At 38.5% G+C, this 1,323-nt stretch carries 2 protein-coding genes; both read left to right on the forward strand.

Features of this window, described 5'->3' with window-relative positions:
- Positions 1-511 (forward strand): AAA family ATPase (locus tag DSM106972_RS54540; RefSeq protein WP_325052288.1); only part of this gene is annotated, 511 nt, incomplete at its 5' end.
- A 136-nt stretch (positions 512-647) separates the two neighbouring features.
- Entirely contained in the window at positions 648-1,085 is a 438-nt protein-coding gene (locus tag DSM106972_RS48170; RefSeq protein ID WP_233787979.1) for a hypothetical protein, read from the forward strand.
- Positions 1,086-1,323: the final 238 nt, after the last annotated feature.

Here is a 1,323-nt window from a genome sequence, read left to right on the forward strand (position 1 = left end):
GGGAACGCTGCTAACTTGGTTACAGGAGAAAACTAGCGCGACTTTTGTAGTGGCGACTCTTAACCGACTTGATGCGCTACCTCCAGAGCTAACCAGGGTAGGAAGATTTGATGAGATATTTTACGTAGGTTTCCCTCAAGCTATAGAGCGTAAGGAAATATTGACAATGCATCTAGCTCGGTTTGATAAGCGTTACAGTCAAGATGACCCCTTAACCGAGAAAGAATGGCGGATAATTCTCAATAAAACACTTAATTGCACAGGAGCAGAACTCGCACGGATAGTGGAAAAGGCAGCGCGCGTGTTATTCCATCAAAAGCAAGAAATGAAAATAGGGTTGGCAGAATTATTGGAACAACGAGATAAGATAGTCCCTTTGTACGTGCGCGACACTGATAGAATTTTAGCCATCGAGAATAGAGCTAAATATATTTGTCAACCTGCTTCAAGTCCAGATATCTCCGAGTTTGCGCCTGTCATCACCTCTTTTTGGGGCGAAGTAAACAACTAAGTATTTCAACCACTGCTAAAATCTTAACTTTCGCTTACATCTTGAAGCAGAACTTCGAGATTGTTATAAGCTTATAGTGTATTAGACTTGTATGTACGCTAATATACATAAAATTATGTATATTAAACCACTGTCTATGTACGAAGCTTTCATTGATTTGGACGAATTAATAGCACGTTGTAGAGACAAGCAAGCTAAACAATTTATTAAAGAGGCAGTTGCTTGCTATAAAGCTGGAGCATATCGTTCTTGCATTGTCGCAACTTGGAATGCTGTTGTATTTGATTTTCTTCATAAACTGAGAGAATTAAAGCTTCTAGAAGATAAAGAAGCTTTAAATTTATTAGACCAATTTGAAAAACTTAGTTCAGAAAAAAAAGTAAAAGAGCTTTGGCAGTTTGAGTCAGATATTCCTAAGAAATCGCTAAAACCATTTGAACTTATTTCAATTGTTGAGATGTCTGATATTGAAAGATTATTTGAAGATAGAAGCCGATGCGCTCATCCTTCTATGACATCTTTAGAAGAACCATTTGAGGCTACAGCTGAGTTAGCACGGTATCATTTAAGATAAGAAGCGCGGTTACACACCTTTTAGAAAGACCACCAGTTCAAGGTCGCGCTGCTCGCGACAGAATTTTTCAGGATATTAAATCTGAGTATCTCATATCTTGCACCTGGAAATTTCAATGTTAATTCCTTGACTCAGTGCCAGTTCTCTCAAGCGTTCAATATCTTGTAAAAGAAGTAACACTGCTAAATGAGGGAATATAGTTTGGAATGCAATTTCTGCGGCTTCACCCCAGTCAGGT

The organism is Dulcicalothrix desertica PCC 7102 (genome assembly GCF_003991905.1).
Lineage (GTDB): Bacteria > Cyanobacteriota > Cyanobacteriia > Cyanobacteriales > Nostocaceae > Dulcicalothrix > Dulcicalothrix desertica.